The 15,601-nt window shown below is 69.6% G+C and carries 14 protein-coding genes; 6 read left to right on the forward strand and 8 right to left on the reverse strand.

What is annotated here, in order from left to right:
* Positions 1-67: 67 nt before the first annotated feature.
* The 5 genes from AC1RB9_RS26065 to AC1RB9_RS26085 form a co-directional block, all read right to left on the reverse strand.
* On the reverse strand, positions 68-2,320 hold the full coding sequence (locus AC1RB9_RS26065; RefSeq protein ID WP_003457481.1) for an ATP-binding protein: 2,253 nt from the start codon (positions 2,318-2,320) through the stop codon (positions 68-70).
* On the reverse strand, positions 2,317-3,093 hold the full coding sequence (locus AC1RB9_RS26070; RefSeq protein ID WP_003116156.1) for a substrate-binding periplasmic protein: 777 nt from the start codon (positions 3,091-3,093) through the stop codon (positions 2,317-2,319). The genes AC1RB9_RS26065 and AC1RB9_RS26070 overlap by 4 nt, the downstream gene beginning before the upstream one ends.
* Positions 3,094-3,096: 3 nt before the next feature.
* Positions 3,097-3,831 carry a two-component system response regulator AruR gene (gene aruR / locus AC1RB9_RS26075; RefSeq protein WP_003095718.1) on the reverse strand — a complete coding sequence of 245 codons (735 nt, stop codon included), beginning with the start codon at positions 3,829-3,831 and terminating at the stop codon, positions 3,097-3,099.
* Positions 3,832-3,948: 117 nt separating this feature from the next.
* Positions 3,949-4,596, reverse strand: coding sequence for a TetR family transcriptional regulator C-terminal domain-containing protein (locus tag AC1RB9_RS26080; protein ID WP_003095720.1), 648 nt, complete (start codon positions 4,594-4,596; stop codon positions 3,949-3,951).
* A gap of 76 nt (positions 4,597-4,672) precedes the next feature.
* Positions 4,673-5,764, reverse strand: a complete 1,092-nt coding sequence (locus tag AC1RB9_RS26085; RefSeq protein ID WP_003095722.1) for an ABC transporter substrate-binding protein — start codon at positions 5,762-5,764, stop codon at positions 4,673-4,675.
* A 173-nt stretch (positions 5,765-5,937) separates the two neighbouring features.
* On the opposite strand from AC1RB9_RS26085, the gene AC1RB9_RS26090 reads away from it, so the two are divergent.
* Both AC1RB9_RS26090 and AC1RB9_RS26095 read left to right on the forward strand, forming a co-directional pair.
* Entirely contained in the window at positions 5,938-7,884 is a 1,947-nt protein-coding gene (locus AC1RB9_RS26090) for an oxidoreductase (protein ID WP_003121171.1), read from the forward strand.
* 77 nt (positions 7,885-7,961) lie between these two features.
* Complete coding sequence (locus tag AC1RB9_RS26095; protein WP_003095727.1) at positions 7,962-8,561, forward strand: helix-turn-helix domain-containing protein; 600 nt, start codon at positions 7,962-7,964, stop codon at positions 8,559-8,561.
* Between the two features lie 48 nt (positions 8,562-8,609).
* Here the strand turns inward: AC1RB9_RS26095 and waaA are convergent, their stop codons facing one another.
* The gene (gene waaA, locus AC1RB9_RS26100; protein WP_003457487.1) at positions 8,610-9,887 is read right to left on the reverse strand and encodes a lipid IV(A) 3-deoxy-D-manno-octulosonic acid transferase; all 1,278 of its coding nucleotides are present in this window, start codon (positions 9,885-9,887) and stop codon (positions 8,610-8,612) included.
* Positions 9,888-9,922: 35 nt separating this feature from the next.
* Complete coding sequence (locus AC1RB9_RS26105) at positions 9,923-10,807, reverse strand: LysR family transcriptional regulator (protein WP_003114539.1); 885 nt, start codon at positions 10,805-10,807, stop codon at positions 9,923-9,925.
* A gap of 84 nt (positions 10,808-10,891) precedes the next feature.
* Here AC1RB9_RS26105 and AC1RB9_RS26110 point away from each other — a divergent pair, with 84 nt between their 5' ends.
* From AC1RB9_RS26110 to AC1RB9_RS26125, 4 genes are all read left to right on the forward strand, one after another.
* Positions 10,892-11,224: a DMT family transporter gene (locus AC1RB9_RS26110; protein WP_003095735.1), complete on the forward strand. Its 333-nt coding sequence runs from the start codon at positions 10,892-10,894 to the stop codon at positions 11,222-11,224.
* 60 nt (positions 11,225-11,284) lie between these two features.
* On the forward strand, positions 11,285-12,460 hold the full coding sequence (locus AC1RB9_RS26115) for an NAD(P)/FAD-dependent oxidoreductase (protein WP_003109889.1): 1,176 nt from the start codon (positions 11,285-11,287) through the stop codon (positions 12,458-12,460).
* On the forward strand, positions 12,457-13,269 hold the full coding sequence (locus AC1RB9_RS26120; RefSeq protein WP_003457491.1) for an aldo/keto reductase: 813 nt from the start codon (positions 12,457-12,459) through the stop codon (positions 13,267-13,269). Before AC1RB9_RS26115 ends, AC1RB9_RS26120 begins: the two co-directional genes overlap by 4 nt.
* A 168-nt stretch (positions 13,270-13,437) precedes the next feature.
* Positions 13,438-14,358: a hypothetical protein gene (locus AC1RB9_RS26125; RefSeq protein WP_003114542.1), complete on the forward strand. Its 921-nt coding sequence runs from the start codon at positions 13,438-13,440 to the stop codon at positions 14,356-14,358.
* Positions 14,359-14,382: 24 nt separating this feature from the next.
* Here the strand turns inward: AC1RB9_RS26125 and AC1RB9_RS26130 are convergent, their stop codons facing one another.
* Complete coding sequence (locus AC1RB9_RS26130; RefSeq protein WP_003095742.1) at positions 14,383-15,591, reverse strand: acyl-CoA dehydrogenase family protein; 1,209 nt, start codon at positions 15,589-15,591, stop codon at positions 14,383-14,385.
* Between the last annotated feature and the right edge of the window lie 10 nt (positions 15,592-15,601).

Below are 15,601 nucleotides of genomic sequence, written 5' to 3' on the forward strand. Positions count from 1 at the left end.
GTAAGACGCCGTTGAACGCGCGGATCGAAGATGTAAAAAGCTGTAAGGAAGTTGTTCGCCGCGCCGCTCAACCGGCCGCTGAGTCGGCTTCGCCGAGGAAGCCGGCGCGGCGCAGGGCTTCGGCGCCGTCGCGGCGCAGGCTACCCAGGCGTGCGCCCCAGGCTCGCGGGTCGACCCCGGCCGCGCCCAGGGCCTCGCGCTCCAGCTCGCCCAGGCCGGCGCCGAGCGCCACCAGGCCCATGGAGTGGCAGCTTCCGGACAGGCGATGGGCGATGTTCGCCGCCTCGGCCAGGTCCGCCTGGTCCAGGGCTTCGGCCAGCAGCGGCAACTGCTCGTCCAGGCTTCCCAGCAGGTTGCCCAGCAGTCCGGCGAGCTTGTGCCGCCCCAGCAGGCGGCGGTGGGTCTCGAGCATTTGCCGGTCCAGCGCGGCCTCCACCGCAAGCGCAGGCACGCTGGTGCCGACCTCGCCCAGCGCGCGGCGCAGCTCGTCCATCCGCAGGGGCTTGCCGAGCACGCCCTGCATGCCCGCGGCGAAGTACCGACGCACCATGTCCGGCTGGATGCTGGCGGTGAAGGCGAAGATCGGCGTGGCGCGGTTCAGGCCGTCGAGCTGCCGGCGAATCCCGGCGCAAAGCTCGAGGCCAGCCATCCCCGGCAGGTGCATGTCCAGCAGGATCAGGTCGAAGCGCCGCTGCCGGCACAACGCCAGGGCCGGCCCCGCGTCCTCGGCCAGCATCACCCGGTGGCCGTCCCGCTCGAGCAGGCCCTGGGCCACCTCGCGGTTGAGCGCCACGTCCTCCACCAGCAGCACCTCCAGCGCAGACACCGATGCCGCCGGCGGCGTCGCGCCGGACAAGCTCGCCAGCGCCAGCTCGATCTCGAACCAGAACGTGCTGCCCTGGCCGACCCGGCTTTCCACGCCGATCCGCCCGCCCAGCGCTTCCACCAGCCGCTTGCTGATCGCCAGGCCCAGGCCGGTTCCGCCGTAACGGCGGGTCACGGCGTCGCCGCCCTGGGTGAAGCGTTCGAAGATGCGTTCGCGCATTTCCTCGGGAATGCCGATTCCATCGTCCGCGACGCTCAGCCGCAGGCGCTCGCTTCCTGCGCTGCGCGCCAGCCGCTCGACGCGAACGCGCACCTCGCCGGCCTCGGTGAACTTCACCGCGTTGCCCAGCAGGTTGGTCAACACCTGGCGCAGGAACTGCTCGGCGCCGCGATGGCCGTCATGAACCTGTGGGTCCAGCCACAGGTCCAGCCGTGTGGCGTTCTCCCGCGCCCGTGGTTCGAGCAGGGTGAGGACGTCCTCGAGCAGGCTCCGCAAGGAAAAGTCCACCGCTTCCGGCACATCCGACGCTTCCTCCAGCCGGGCGAAGTGGAGGACCTCGTTGAGGATCGCCAGCAGTCCCTCCCCCGCTGTCGCCAGTGCCCGCAGGCGCTGGCGGTCACGCTCGCCGAGCGATGCCTCGCGCAGCAGCTCGGCCATGCCCAGGATGCCGTTCAGCGGGGTACGGATCTCATGGCTCATGGTCGCGAGAAAACGGCTCTTGGCGCGGTCGGCGGCTTCCGCCTGGTCCTTCGCCCGGCGCAGGCTGGCGGTGCGCCGCTCGACCTGCCGACGCAACTCGTCGCGATCGGCATCGCGCCGGCGGCGGTCGGTGCGCAGGGCCTGGCGCATGTCTTCCAGGGCGGCGGCGACGGCGTCGATCTCGTCGCGTTCGCGGTCCGCCTTGTCCAGTCGCAGCGGCTGTTGCAGGTCGCCTTCGGCGATATGCCCGGCGAACTCGGACATGCGCCACAGATGGCGAGTGACCAGGCTGTGGAACAGCCAACTGAGGGCCACCGCCAGGCCGCAAAGGAAACTGCCCATCCACAAGAGGCTGGCCAGGCCGCCGGAAACCAGCCGGCGATAGACCGCCGCCAGGTCGATGGCGATCTCCAGCTCGCCCAGTTGCCGACGCTCGCCCCCCGGCGGCTGGTAGCTCAAGGGAAAGCGCTCGACCCGCAGCATGCCGCGTGGACGCTGGTCGCCCTGCAACAGGTTGAAGTCGGCGCTTTGCAGGCTGACACGGGCGATGTCGGGGAAATCCCCGAGGCCGCGCAACTGCACGTTCAACTGCTCCTGGTTGAGATCCCACAGGCTGCGCTCGAAGCTGGCCAGGTAGCCGCTGCGGATCAGTTCCAGGCGCGCCTCGATCTCGCGCATTTCGCGGCGGTATTCGAAGAACAGCTGCACGGCGCCGGCGAGGACGGTGAAACACAGGCTGAACAGCAGCACCCGCCACAGCAGGCGCCGCGCCAACACTCCGCCGTGGCCGCTCACCAGGCGTCCGCGCGGTTGCCGGCAAGGCGCCGATAGTCGCGCACGCTGTCGTCCAGCCAACGCTGGATGCTGCCGTCGTCGCGATAGCCACGCAGGGCCCGGTCGATCTCGTCCATCTTCGCCGCCAGCGGCGAGTGCCGCGAGACCGCCACCCGCAGGTAGTCCACCGTCAGCGGTTCGGGCAGCGCACGGATGTTCTCGCCGCCGGCCAGGCGCTCGGCGAACAGCGTGCCGGTGCGGCGTTCGTGGGCGATGTAGTCGATGCGCTGGCGCACCAGCTTGCCGAAGTTCTGTCGGCTGTCGGAAACCCATTCGACGTTGCCGTGGCGGCCGACGAAGCGGTCGAAGTCCGCCCCGTAGCTTTCGCCGAACAACAGCCCGCCGCGATAGCCGGCGAGGTCGCCGAGGGATTGGATGCGCACCGGCCGCTGGCGGTTGTAGAAGATCGCCACGTCCTCGCGCAGCACCGGCTCGGCGGAAAACGCCAGGTCGCGATCACGCGCGGGCGTGCGGTAGGCCAGTATCAGGTCGACCCGTCCGGCGGCGGCGTCGAGCAGGCAGCGCCGCCAGTTGCCCAGCACCACCACCTCGACCCGGTAGCCCAGCGCGCCGAACAGCCGCTTCACCAGCTCCGGCGCCAGCCCCCGGACCTGCTGGCCGTCGCTCCAGGAGATCGGCGGGTATACCGGATAGTCGCAATAGCGGATGGTCTCCGCAGCCTGTGCCAGGCCGCCCAGCAGCCATCCGCAGAGCGCCAGCCAGCAGGCCTGCATGGCTCAGGCGTCGCTGGCCGCGGCGGTGAACAGGTAGCCGGCGCCGTGGATGGTGATGATCAGTTGCGGTTCGGCCGGGTCGTCGCGCAGCTTGCGACGCAGGCGGCCGACCAGCACGTCGATGGAGCGATCGCTGGGCAGCCACTCGCGGTTGCGGATCTGGTCCATCAACTGGTCGCGGCTCAGGGTATGCCCGCTGTTGCGCAGGAAAGCGCCGAGCAATTGGAATTCGCCATGGGTGAGCAGGGTTTCGTTGCCCGCGTGGTCGATCAGGCGGCGCCGGTCGGCGTCCAGCAGCCAGTCGCCGAACTGCCTGAGGGCCTGCCGGGCGGGGCCGGCGCTGGCCTGGGCATGGCGCACCCGGCGGATCAGGTTCTTCGCCCGCGACACCAGTTCGCGCGGGTTCAGCGGCTTGATCACGTAATCGTCGGCGCCGCACTCCAGGCCGACGATGCGATCGATCTCGTCGTTGCGCCCGGTGATCAGGATGATCCCCACCTCGGAGCGCACCCGCAGCTCGCGGGTCAGGGTCAGGCCGTCCTTGCCGGGCAGGCGGATGTCCAGCAGCACCAGCTCGACCGGCTGGCCGAGATGGGCGCACTCGGCAAGGCAGGCTTCCGCCTGCTCGGCGTTGCCGGCGCAGAGGACGTCATAGCCCTCCTCGCCGAGATAGGCCTGGAGAAGCTCACGAATCACCGGGTCGTCGTCGACCACCAATACGCGCGGAACCATCGCCATCACCTTGCGCCTCCGGCGGGCCGGGGCGTTTCTTGTTCTGGGTTGTCGGACGGTGGGCGGAAGGGGCCGGGGCGCCTTCCGCTGCCAGCAGCAGCCTATCCACTACTGAACGGACGATCAACAAGCTTCCGTCGCACGCCGGAAGCGGCGATGGGCGCCCGCCTCCAGGCCATCCACCCAGGCCTCGCAGATCTGCACGCCCTGCCGCGGCGTGAAGGTCGCGGGATTCAGCCCAGACTCCAGCCACAGCCCGTCGAGCAGGGCGCTGAGGCTGATGGCCGCCAGTTCCGCGTCGAAGTCCGCCCAGCCGCCCTCCTCCGCCAGTTGCCGCAGCACGCCGACCAGCAGCGCCCGGTACTCGCCATAGGAATGGTCGTGGACCCGCCCGATCGCTTCGATGCTGCCCACCGCGCCCCAGAACGCCAGCCAGGCGTCGAGCAATTGCGGATCGAGCAGCTCGGCGGAGAAAGATGCCTCGAAGAACGCCGAGAGCCGCGGGCGGGCGCCGCCCGGCGCGGTGTCGATGGCGCCGCGGAGCAGGCGCATGACGCGTCCGGTGACCGCCAGGTAGGCCTCGGCCACCAGCGCGTCCTTGCCATCGTAGTGGTGATTGATCAGGCCCACCGATACCCCGGCCTCGGCGCAGATCTTGCGCACCGAGGCGCCCTGGAAGCCATGCCGCTTCAGGCAGGCCAGGGTCGCCTCGATCAGCAGCGCCTTGCGCTGCTCTGGTTCCAGACGGGAAAAGCGCACTTCCTGGTTCATCCTTTCGCGGCTCCTGCTCGTCGCCCGCGACCACCGGCGGGCAGCCCCGATGATCGCAGGTTACGTGGCGCCCGTCTCACTGGCTGGCCCAGGCGTTGAAGCGCTCCTCCAGCTCCTCGCCATGCTCGACCCAGAATTCGTCGTCCATCGCCAGGCCCTGCTCCAGGTTCGCCGGCGCGGTCGGCACCCAGCTCGCCAGTTGCGCGGGCAGGCGCTGGGCGGCCTGGCGGTTGGTCGGCCCGTAGGGAATGTTCTCGACGTAGCGCACCTGGGCATCCGGGGCATTGGCGAAGGCGATGAAGCGACGCGCCTCGGCGCCGCGCTTCGAACCCTTGACCACCGCCCAGTAGTCCATGCCGTACAGGCTGCCCGGCCATACCAGGGCCAGGTTGCGCCCCGCGCGGTGGGCGTCGGCGATGCGCCCGGTGTAGGTGGACGTCATCACCACGTCGCCGGCGGCCAGCCACTGCGCCGGCTGCGCTCCCGCCTCCCACCACTGGATGTAGGGCTTGAGCTGGCCCAGCTTGGCGAAGGCACGGTCGGCGCCGGCGCGGGTCGCCAGCAGCGGATAGACCTGCTCGCGTGGCACGCCATCGGCGAGCAGGGCGAACTCCAGGTTGTAGATCGCCCGCTTGCGCAGGCCGCGCTTGCCGGGGAAGCGCTGGACGTCCCAGAAGTCGGCCCAGGACGCCGGCGGCTGTTGCAGCCGGTCGGCGTCGTAGCCGATCGCCACGCCCCAGACCAGCGCGGCGGAACCGCATTCCTGGGCGGCATTGGCGATCAACTGCTGCTTGCCGCCGATGGCCTGCCAGTCCAGGCGTTCGAACAGGCCGTCGTCGCAACCGCGCGCCAGGTCCGGCCCCTCGACCTGGACCAGGTCCCAGTCGGCGTGACCGGTGTCGGCCATCACCTTGATCCGGGCCATCTCGCCGTTGTACTCGCTCTGCACCACGGGAATCCCGGTCTGCTGCGTGAACGGCTGGAAGAACGCCACCTCCTGGGCCTTCTGTCCGGCGCCGCCGTAGCCGACCACCACCAGGCCATCATCGGCCTGGACCGGCGCGAGGCCGCCGAACGCCAGCAGGACGGCGCCGAGCAGGACGCGGCAAGGAAAAACCGGATGCGGACGGGCGCTGGCCGCGCGGCGCAACGGAAAGGAACGGTTCATGTGCGTCTCCTCTTGTTCTTGTTGTGGAGTGGATCGCAGCGAGCCGCCGGGAAGCGGCCACGGGACAGAAACTATCCAGTCGTTTTTAAAAAAACAAGTTGATTTTTTACTGACGGTAAATTCATATCCTGTTTCTGAAGCGCGCCGCGAGAACAACAAGAAGGACGCCAACCGTGAATTTCCCGCACCTGTTCAGCCCCCTGGAAATCCGGGGCAAACGCCTGAAAAATCGCATCATGTCGAGCGGCCACGACACGTCGATGCCTACCGACAACCTGGTCAACGAGCCACTCGTCGCCTATCACCGCGCCCGGGCCCGCGGCGGCGCCGGACTGATCGTCATGCAGGTGGCGGGGGTCCACGACAGCGCGCGCTACACCTCGCACGTGCTGATGGCCACCGACGATGCCTGCATCCCCGGCTACCGGCGGGTCGCCGAGGCCTGCCACGCCGAAGGCTGCGTGGTGCTGTCGCAGATCTTCCATCCCGGGCGCGAGATCATGGAGTCCGCCGACGGCCTGCTGGCGGTGGCCTATTCCGCCTCGGCCTCGCCCAACGAACGGTTCCGGGTGATGCCGCGCGAACTCGACCAGCCGCTGATCGACGAGATCGTCGCCGGCTACGCCGCCGCCGCGCGCCGCCTGCACGAGGCAGGACTGGACGGGGTGGAGGTGGTCGCCAGCCACGGCTACCTGCCGGCGCAATTCCTCAACCCGCGGGTGAACCGCCGCAAGGATGGCTACAACGGCGACCTCGATGCCCGCCTGCGTTTCCTCCGCGAAGTGCTGGCGGCGGTGCGCGCGGCCACCTCCGAGGACTTCATCGTCGGCCTGCGCCTGTCCGCCGACGAGCGCGACCCCGAGGGTCTCAGCGAAAGCGAGTCGCTGCAGGCGGCCGAGGCAGTCCAGGGCGAGCTGGACTACCTGCACATCGTCGCCGGCACTTCGGCCTCCCTCGGCGGCGCCATCCATATCGTCCCGCCGATGGCCATCGAGCCGGCCTACCTGGCCCGCGAAGCCAGTACCTTCAAGGCGCGCCTGGCGATCCCGCTGTTCGTCACCGGGCGCATCAACCAGCCCCAGGAGGCCGAGGCCATCCTCGCCCGAGGCCAGGCCGACGTCTGCGGCATGACCCGCGCGCTGATCTGCGACCCGCAGATGCCGAACAAGGCCGAGGCCGGGCGCAGCGACGACGTGCGCGCCTGCATCGCCTGCAACCAGGCCTGCATCGGACATTTCCACCGAGGCTATCCGATCTCCTGCATCCAGCACCCGGAAACCGGCCGCGAGCTGACCTACGCAACGCCCAATCCGCCCTCGCGGCGCAAGCGCGTGCTGGTCGCCGGCGGCGGCCCGGCGGGGATGAAGGCGGCGGCGGTGGCGGCACAGCGCGGCCACGAGGTAGTGCTCTGCGAGGCCGGCGCCCAGCTCGGCGGCCAGGTCAACCTGGCGCAACTGCTGCCGCGCCGCGCGGAATTCGGCGGCGCCTCCACCAACCTGCAACGGGAGATGCAACTGGCCGGCGTCGAGGTACGCCGCAACACGCCGGTCGACCGCGCGCTGGTGGAGCGCGAACGGCCGGACCTGGTGATCGTCGCCACCGGCGCCGAACCCTATTGGCCGCCTTTCGAGCGCGGCGGCGAGCTGCAGGTGGTGGATGCCTGGCAGGTGCTGCGCGGCGAGGTGCGGGTCGGTCGCTCGGTGCTGGTCACCGACTGGCGGGGCGACTGGATCGGCCCCGGTATCGCGGAAAAGCTTGTACGCGAGGGCCACCAGGTACGCCTGGCGGTGAACGGCACCCACTGCGGCGAGAGCCTGCCGCTGTACGTGCGCGACCAGTTGGCCGGCGAACTGCACCGCCTGGGTATCCCGGTCACGCCCTACGCCCGCCTGTACGGCTGCGACGATACCACGGTGTACATGCAGCACAGCGCCAGCGGCGAGGCGATGCTGTTCGAGGAGGTCGATACCCTGGTGCTATGCCAGGGCCACCAGCCGGTGGACCGCCTGGCCGACAGCCTGCACGGCCTGGCGGAGGTGTTGCGGATCGGCGACTGCCTGGCCCCCCGCACCGCCGAGGAGGCGATCTACGAAGGGCTCAAGGCCGCCTGGAGCATCTGAGCGGCGCGGCCGCGGCTCCCTCGACGGGTCCCGGCCCAGCCCCTAGAATGCCGCAAACGCAGCCAGGACCCCGCCGCATGCCCCGCCCGTCACCGCCGGACGCCACCGACACGCCGCGCAGCGAAACGCACTTCCTCGGCACCCGCATCCGCGGCCTGCGCAAGCGCCGCGGCCTGACCCTGGCCGAGCTGGCCGCACAGAGCGAACTCACCGCCGGCTACATCAGCCAGTTGGAACGCAACCTGGCGTATCCGTCGATTCCGGCGCTGTTCAACATCGCCCGCAGCCTCGGCGTGACCATCCAGTGGTTCTTCGCCAGCGAGGCCGCGGTGGACCCGGCGGACGCCGGCTACGTGGTGCGGCGCAACACGCGCATGAGCGTGCATTACGAAGACGGCATCATCGACGAACTGCTCACCCCGCAGCCCAGCCGCCAGTTGGAGATCCTCCACTCGCGTTTCCCGCCGGGCACCTACAGCCAGCAGAGCTACAGCCATGAGGGCGAGGAAGCCGGCTACATCCTCAGCGGAATCTTCGAACTCTGGGTCGGCGACCGCCATTTCCAGCTCCGCGAGGGCGACAGCTTCAGCTACTCCAGCCAGGAACCGCATCGCTACGGCAACCCGGGCGACAGCGATACCCTGGTGCTCTGGGTGATCACCCCGCCGACGTTCTGAAACGCCCTGTCGCGATGCAGGGCCAGGGGAGGGCCGACGGGGCGAGCTCTACCCGCCGCGCCCGAGCAACCGCGCCAACCCCGCCAGCAGCCGCTCCAGGGCGCCCTGGTTGTTGCGCAGCACCTTCTCTCCGGCAGTGGCCATGGCCGTCGCGACCTCCGGCTGCGCCCACAGGCGCGCGAGGCCGTCGCACAGCTCGCCGGCATCCGTCACCTCGAGCAGCGCCCCGGCGTCGCGCAATTGCGCGGCGATGTCGAGGAAGTTGAACAGGTGCGGACCGGCGAACACCGGCTTGCCCAGGGCCGCCGGCTCCAGCAGGTTGTGCCCGCCGTTGGGCACCAGGCTGCCGCCGACGAAAGCGATGTCGGCCAGGGCATAGAGGAACAGCAGCTCGCCCATGGTATCGCCGAGCAGCACCTGGGTCGCGCGTGCCACCGGCTCGCCGCCGGAGCGCCGGACCGTGGCGAAGCCTTCGCGGCGGCATAGCTCGTGGACGCCGGCGAAGCGTTCCGGATGGCGCGGCACCAGGATCAGCAACGCGTCGGGACGCGTTTCCAGCAGGCGCCGGTGGGCTGCCAGGACGATCTCGTCCTCGCCGGCATGGGTGCTGGCGGCGATCCACAGCGGTCGCGCCGTCGCGTCCCATTCCTCGCGCAGGGCGGCAGCGGCCAGCGGCAGCTGCGGGTCGATGCGCAGGTCGAACTTGATCGAGCCGGTCACGCTGACGCACTCAGGACGCGCGCCGAGACGACGGAAGCGCTCGGCCTCGGCCTCGGTCTGCACGGCGACCCAGGACAGCTCGGCGAGCATCGGCCGGGTCAGCCCGGCGAAGCGCGCGTAGCCACGCGCCGAGCGCTCGGACAGGCGCGCATTGGCCAGCGCCACCGGGATCCCGCGCACGGCGCAGGCATGGATATGGTTGGGCCACAGCTCGGTTTCCATGATCACCGCCAGGCGCGGCCGCACCCGGTCGAGGAAGCGCGCCGCCGCCCAGGGCAGGTCGTAGGGCAGGTAGCAGTGCCGGACCTGCTCGCCGAACAATGCGCGGATGCGCTCCGAGCCGGTCGGGGTCATGCAGGTGACGGTGACCGGCAGCTGCGGATGGCGCTCCAGCAGCGCCCGCACCATCGGCGCGGCGGCGATGCTCTCGCCCACCGAGACGGCGTGCACCCAGATGCCGCCGGGCGGCACCTCGGGCAAGGACAGGGAAAAACGCTCGCCGATGCGCTTGGCGTATGCCGGCGCCCGGCGCGCGCGCCACCACAGGCGCAACGCCACCAGCGGCAAGCCGAGATGGAACAGCAGGGTATAGAGGGTACGGTTCATGGGCGCGCAGCTTAGCAAAACTCCCGCCGACCGGCTCAGCCGATGGCGCGCAGGTGGCGGGTGAAGGTTTCGCCGAGCCAGGCCGCCGCCGGGCCGAGCACCTCGTTGCGCCGCCAGACCAGTTCGACCACCAGCGCCGGCGGCGTCCAGTCGCTGGTCAGCTCCACCATCAGCCGGTCGTAGGTGGGGTACTGCACCACGTGCCGCGGTAGCCAGGCCCAGCCGAGGTTGCGCATCAGCAGCTCGGCCATGGAATAGAAGCTGTCCAGCCGCCAGACCTGCGGGCTGATCTGCTCGCCGCCCGGATAGCCGCTCTGCTGGGGCACGATCAAAAGTTGCCGGTGCTGTGCCAGCTCGCGGCGACTGACCCGTTGCAGCCCGGCCAGCGGGTGGCCGGCACCGCACACCGTGACCATCTCGACGCTGCCGAGGCGCCGCCGCTCCAGCGACTCAGGCATGCGCTCATGGTGGAACAGCAGGCCGAGGTCAGCCTGCTCCTCGAGCAAACGACGGGTGACGTCACCCTGGCCGCCGCTGGACACCTGCACCTCCAGACTGGGAAAGCGCTGCGCCAGCGCTTCCAGGCTGTCCAGCACCGGCTGGTAGGGCATCGCCTCGTCCTGGGCCAGGCGCAGCCGCGGCTCCTCGCCGCGCGCCAGCCCCAGCGCGCGCCCCTGCAGGCGCTCGCACTGGCGCAGCACCTCGCGCGCCTCCGCCAGCAGCACCCGGCCCTCGTCGGTCAGGCGCGGCTGGCGTCCGCTGCTGCGTTCGAACAGGGTGACGCCGAGGTCCGCCTCCAGCAGCGCGATGCCGTTGCTCACCGCCGATTGCACCCGCTTCAGTTCGCGGGCGGCGGCAGAGAACGACTGGCGCTCGGCGACGCTGACGAACAGGCGGATCTGCTCCAGGTTCCACTGCATAACCTATCTCCAATAAAGATAGGTAACGACTTTATCCCATCCGCCGGCTCCCTAGAATGGCCGCAGTTTCCGGAGGACCCCGCCATGACCAATTATCTCTACCTCGCCATCGCCATCGCCGCCGAAGTGGTCGCCACCACCTCGCTGAAAGCCGTCGCCGGATTCAGCAAGCCACTGCCGCTGCTGCTGGTGGTGGGCGGCTACGTGCTCGCCTTCAGCATGCTCGTGCTGGTCATGCGCACCCTGCCGGTCGGCGTGGTCTACGCCATCTGGTCCGGGCTCGGCATCGTCCTGGTCAGCCTGGTGGCGATGTTCGTCTACGGCCAGCGCCTGGACCCCGCAGCCCTCCTCGGTATCGGCCTGATCATCGCCGGCGTGCTGGTGATCCAGTTGTTCTCCCGCGCTTCGGGGCACTGAACGACCGTCGCGGGCGCAGGTTGTATACTGCGCCCTTTCCGTTCCCGATAAGGCAGCCCCATGCCCCAAGCCCTTTCCACCGACATCCTCATCGTTGGCGGCGGTATCGCCGGCCTCTGGCTGAACGCCCGCTTGCGCCGGGCCGGCTACGCCACCGTGCTGGTGGAAAGCGCCAGCCTCGGCGGCGGACAGAGCGTGAAGTCGCAGGGGATCATCCACGGCGGCGCCAAGTACGCCCTGCATGGTGCCCTGACCGGCGCCTCCGAAGCCATCGCCGACATGCCGCGGCGCTGGCGCGCCTGTCTCGGCAGCGACGGCGAACTCGACCTGCGGGGCGTACGCCTGCTTTCCGAGGCGCACTACCTGTGGTCGCCGGGCGGCCTGGCCGGCAGCCTTACCAGCTTCTTCGCCAGCAAGGCGGTGCGCAGCCGGGTCGAGCAGGCCAAGGGCGAGGATTTGCCTCCGGCGCTGCGCGACAAGGGGTTCAAGGGCAAGGCCTACCGCCTCACGGAAATCGTCTTCGACGTCCCCGACCTGATTCGCCGCCTGGCGGAACTGGCCGGCGACAGCCTGCTCGCCGGCGAGCGCATCGAACCGCTGCGCGAAGGCCGGGAACTGGCCGGCCTGTGCGTCGACGGCCGGGAGATCCGTGCCCAGCGCGTGGTGCTCAGTGCCGGTGCCGGCAACGAGGCGCTGCTCCGCGAACTGGGCCTGGAACAACCGGCCATGCAGCGGCGGCCGCTGCACATGGTGATGGTCAAGGCGGCGACCCTGAAACCGCTGTACGCCCACTGCCTGGGGGCAGGACCGAAGCCACGGATCACCGTGACCACCCATCCGACCCGCGACGGCCAGTCGGTCTGGTACCTCGGCGGCGACATCGCCGAAGCCGATGGCGTGGCCCGCGACGAAGCCGCGCAGATCGCCGAAGCGCGTCGCGAACTGGCAAAGCTGCTGCCCTGGATCGACCTCGGCCAGGCGCAGTGGGCCACCTTGCGGGTGGATCGCGCCGAGCCGGCACAGTCCAACCTGTTGCGTCCGGACAACGCCTTCCTCGCCGAACAGGGACGCCTGCTGGTCGGCTGGCCGACCAAGCTGGCGCTGGCCCCTGACTTCGCCGACCGGGTCTGCGCCCGCCTGGAAGAAGACGGCATCCGCCCCAGCGAACATGCCGCGCTGCCGCAACTGCCGCGTCCGCCGCTCGCCGAACCGGCCTGGGAGGTAGCCTTCGCATGATCAGGGATACCCTCCACGACCTGCACCGCCCGCTGGGCGACACCGGCCTGGCCGTTTCGCCGCTGGGCCTGGGCACCGTCAAGTTCGGCCGCGACCAGGGAGTGAAGTACCCTTCCGGCTTCACCATCCCCGACGACCGCGAAGCCGCCGACCTGCTGGCCCTGGCCCGCGACCTCGGCATCAACCTGATCGACACCGCCCCGGCCTACGGCCGCAGCGAGGAACGCCTCGGCCCGCTGCTGCGCGGCCAGCGCGAACATTGGGTGATCGTCAGCAAGGTCGGCGAAGAGTTCGTCGACGGCCAGTCAGTCTTCGACTTCTCCGCCGCGCATACCCGGCGCTCCGTCGAACGCAGCCTGAAGCGCCTGGAGACCGAGCGGATCGAGCTGGTGCTGGTGCATTCCGATGGCAACGACCTGGATATCCTCGAGAACAGCGAGGTCTACCCGACTCTCGCCGCGCTCAAGCGCGAGGGCCTGATCGGCGCCTACGGACTCTCCGGCAAGACCGTCGAAGGTGGCCTGCGCGCCCTGCGCGAGGGCGATTGCGCGATGGTCACCTACAACCTGAACGAGCGCGCCGAGCGCCCGGTCATCGAGTACGCCGCGGCCCATGCCAAGGGCATCCTGGTGAAGAAGGCGCTGGCCAGCGGGCATGCCTGCCTGGGCGCCGGACAGGACCCGGTGCGCGCCAGCTTCGAACTGGTCTTCGACCAGCCGGGCGTCGCCGCCGCCATCGTCGGCACCATCAATCCGCTGCACCTGGCCCATAATGTCGCGATGGCCGCGCAAGCCCTGAAAAAGGCCTGAACCATACATCGGCTGCAACATCCGCGGGTTGACACCCGCGGTGCATTCCGCTGCCATGTTCCTCCCGAACGAGCCGTATCCTGCCTGCCGCCCTCGCCTCCGGTGGCCGGTGCATCGAACGTGAGCCTCCGTCCCGCCCCGGCGCGATGACCCGACAAGGAGCCCCGTATGCCCCGTATGCTCGCCCGCAAGGATCCGTCCGCCTTCAAGACCCTGCCGCTGCTGGTGGAGGCCTCCCCGGACGGGCTGGTCTACCAGGCCCTCGGCCTGCCGCTGAACTTCCAGCAGATGCTCGTACGCCGCCGCCGCATGGAGGTAGCCGACCCGCAGCGCTTCGTCGCCGAGCTGGCCAACCTGGGGGTCTCGGTGCGCTTGACCCTGAACTGGCAGGGCCGCGACTACTGGGTGCTGGTCCGTCAGCGCCGGCTGGACCGCGGCGATACCGTGCTCAAGCTGATCTCCGGCTACGTACCGGCCCACGAACTGAACCTGCCGCTGCTCACGGCGATCCAGGAAGTCGCCGAGGAATGCCTGGTGGAGACCGCCGGCGGCTGGCTCGGCGGGCGCTTCGGCGACACCTGGCTGCCGACGCCCTACCAGGGTTCGCTGCGCTACCGGGAGAACAGCCACTTCGTCCTCACCCCGCTGTCCGGCGCCGCCCGTCCGGTGCAAGCCGGCAGCCTGCGCTTGCTGGAGCGCCCACGCGCCTACGTACACCTGCCCACGGCCTCGCTGCAACTGGTCTACGACATGCGCCTGGAGCTGCCGCGCGATGCGCGCGAGCCGAGCCTCTACCATGTCGACGAGCGGCTCGAGAGCGGTCCGCTGGTGGCGCGTCTGGACCGTCGGCGCCCCGATCTCTACCTGCTGCCGCTGGACCAGGGGCGCCCCACCGGCGACCTGTTCACCCTGCGCAAGGGCCAGTTGCGCCCTGCGGCCACCCGCGGCCTGTGGTTGGCCGAGAGCTTTGCCGTACAGGACGGCTGGCTGGTGCATGAGGAACGCATCCGTTTCCGCGACTGGCTGGCACTGTGGCCATCCAGCAACGGCGACCAGGCCGGCGGTGGGCGCGACCGCGCCAGCGCCTGAACCGGGCGGGCTTTGCCGCCCTTTCTACTTCAACTGGCTGGAAGACTTGCCGAGCAGGCGGCGAGCGACGATGAGCAGCTGGATCTGCTGGGTGCCCTCGAAGATGTCGAGGATCTTCGAGTCCCGCGCCCACTTCTCCAACAGCTCATCCTCGGCGTAGCCGAGGGCGCCGGCCAGCTCCACGCACTTCAGGGTGATCTCGTTGGCCACCCGTCCAGCCTTGGCCTTGGCGATGGACGCTTCCTTCGAGTTGGGCAGCTTGTTGTCGGCCATCCATGCCGCCTTCAGGGTCAACAGGCGCGCTGCCTCCCACTCCGCCTCCAGGCGATAGAGAGTGGCCTCGGCGTGGCTGACGGTCAGCAGCGGCTTCCTGTAGTCGAACTTGCAGCCAGCCTTCTTCAGCAATTCGCGGGTCCGGTCCAGCGCCGCCTTGGCCACCCCGACAGCCATGCCGGCCACCAGCGGGCGGGTATTGTCGAAGGTCTCCATGACCCCGGCGAAACCCTTCTGCACGTCGACCTCGGCGTTGCCCAGCAGGTTCGCGGCCGGCACCCGGCAATCATTGAAACTGATCGAAGCGGTATCCGAAGCCTTGATCCCGAGCTTCTTCTCCAGGCGCGTCACGGTCATCCCCGGCGTGCCCTTCTCGACCACGAAGGACTTGATCGCCGCCCGCCCCAGGTTGCGGTTCAGGGTGGCCCAGACCACCACGGCATCGGCCCGCTCGCCGGAAGTGACGAAAATCTTCTCGCCGTTCAGTACATAGTGGTCGCCATCCTGGGTCGCGGTGGTGCGGATCGCCGCCGAGTCCGAGCCGCAGCCCGGCTCGGTGATCGCCATTGCCGCCCAGGTGCCGCCGAAGCGCTGCAACTGCTCCTCGTTGGCCACCGCGGCGATCGCCGCATTGCCCAGCCCCTGGCGCGGCATGGCCAGGAGCAGGCCGACGTCGCCCCAGCACAGTTCCATCACGCCGAGCAACGCCGACAGGTTGCCGCCGTTCTTGATACCCTCCTCTACCTGCTTGCCGGCGCGCTTGCTCGCCGAGGTCGCACCGACAGCCTCGGGCGAGCCGCTGTTCATGCCGTCCAGCAAGGCCGCGAGCAGGTCCAGCTCCTTCGGATAGGCGTGTTCGGCCTTGTCGTACTTGCGCGAGATCGGCCGGAAATAGTTTTCCGCGACCTGATGCGCCTGGTTGGCCAGGCTGCGGAATTTCTTCGGGGTTTCCAGGTACATGTCGATTCCT

It is taken from the genome of Pseudomonas sp. 20-5, from assembly GCF_056782835.1.